This is a genomic window from Corynebacterium sp. MSK019 (assembly GCF_030232425.1).
GTDB lineage: Bacteria > Actinomycetota > Actinomycetes > Mycobacteriales > Mycobacteriaceae > Corynebacterium > Corynebacterium jeikeium_D.
This window is the reverse complement of record NZ_JASPJT010000030.1, coordinates 1-1,259: the sequence shown is the minus strand read 5'-3', so window position 1 is coordinate 1,259 and position 1,259 is coordinate 1. Positions and strand designations below refer to the sequence as shown.

Sequence of the window (1,259 nt, the reverse complement as noted above, 5' to 3'; positions counted from 1 at the left end):
TCTTGGTCGGTGACATCGGTAAAGTTGGTGCCTTTGGGGAAATAAAACCGGATATCCCGGTTCATCCGCTCATTGCTACCTCGCTGCCACGGCGAATGCGGATCGGCGAAAAACACCTGGATATTCTCCGCGACAGAAAACTCCGTGTGTTTGGCAAACTCCACTCCCTGATCCCAGGTCAACGTCGACATCGTGGTGTCCATCGACTCTTTAAGCCGACGAATCATCCGCACCATGACCTCATTGACACTGGCGGCAGTATGGTCAGTGCCGAGTCTGCCGAGCAGCACAAACCTGCTGCGGCGTTCCACCAACGTCGCTAAAGCACTGGTGCCATCTGCGCCAATAATCAAATCGCCTTCCCAATGACCGGGTACCGCACGATCATTGGCTTCGGCTGGGCGAAGTGAAATATTGGCATCATGAGTCCAGCGTTTTCCACGTGGCTTGGGCACCCCAGCGAGAAGCGAGCGGGGTTTACGCCCTGGCCGGGTAGTCCGGCAGGACTTTTCAAACACAAGTTCTTTGCGCAAGCTGCCTGCCCCTTGTACGTAAAGGGCCTGGTAAATCGACTCGTGGCTAATAGTCATGGACGTATTATCACCCCACAGTGCAGCCAACCTGTCACTGGCCTGACGCGGCGAGGCCCCACGGTTGAGCAGACCAACAACCTGGGCGCGTAAGAATCGATTGTCATCGAGTTTGCGCGGCTTTGGACGAGCAAGACGCCCGCGGCTTGCCTGATCAGCCTGATAAGCATCGTAGATACCATCGACGCTATTGCGCGCGATTTCACGGCTGACGGTAGATTGACTACGACAGACTATCTGGGCGATACGCCGGTGCGAATGCCCTGCCCGCAGGCAATCAGCAATGACTAAGCGTTCGGCCAGCCCTAGCCGCCGACCAGTGCCAACACGAGATACATCACCGGGTGTTATCCGGCTGCGGGTATTCATAGTGGTTAAACTAGCCCGCCGGTTATACACCGTGGATGTACACACCCCAGCCTGTGCAGCAATCTGGGCAACACTATATGTGCCGGCCATAAGCATCTCGTAGATCACGCGATGCTTATCCAACATCGACAACTTCGGGCAGTGCGACTGGTGCTGAATCGCAATTCCGGCTTGTCGCGCCCACCGGCTGACAGTTGGTTGGGGTATCCCTAATTCGCGTCCAACCGCGCTTGCTGATGCCCCGTTGGCGATGTGTTGAAGCGCAATGGGTTTGATGGCACTGTATTTCGATTGGCGGGT

General features: G+C 56.2%; 1 protein-coding gene. It reads right to left on the bottom strand.

What is annotated here, in order from left to right; all coding sequences use genetic code 11:
- Positions 1-1,259, bottom strand: a 1,259-nt coding sequence (locus QP982_RS10615; protein WP_284870542.1) for an IS30 family transposase, incomplete at both ends; no start/stop codon positions are given.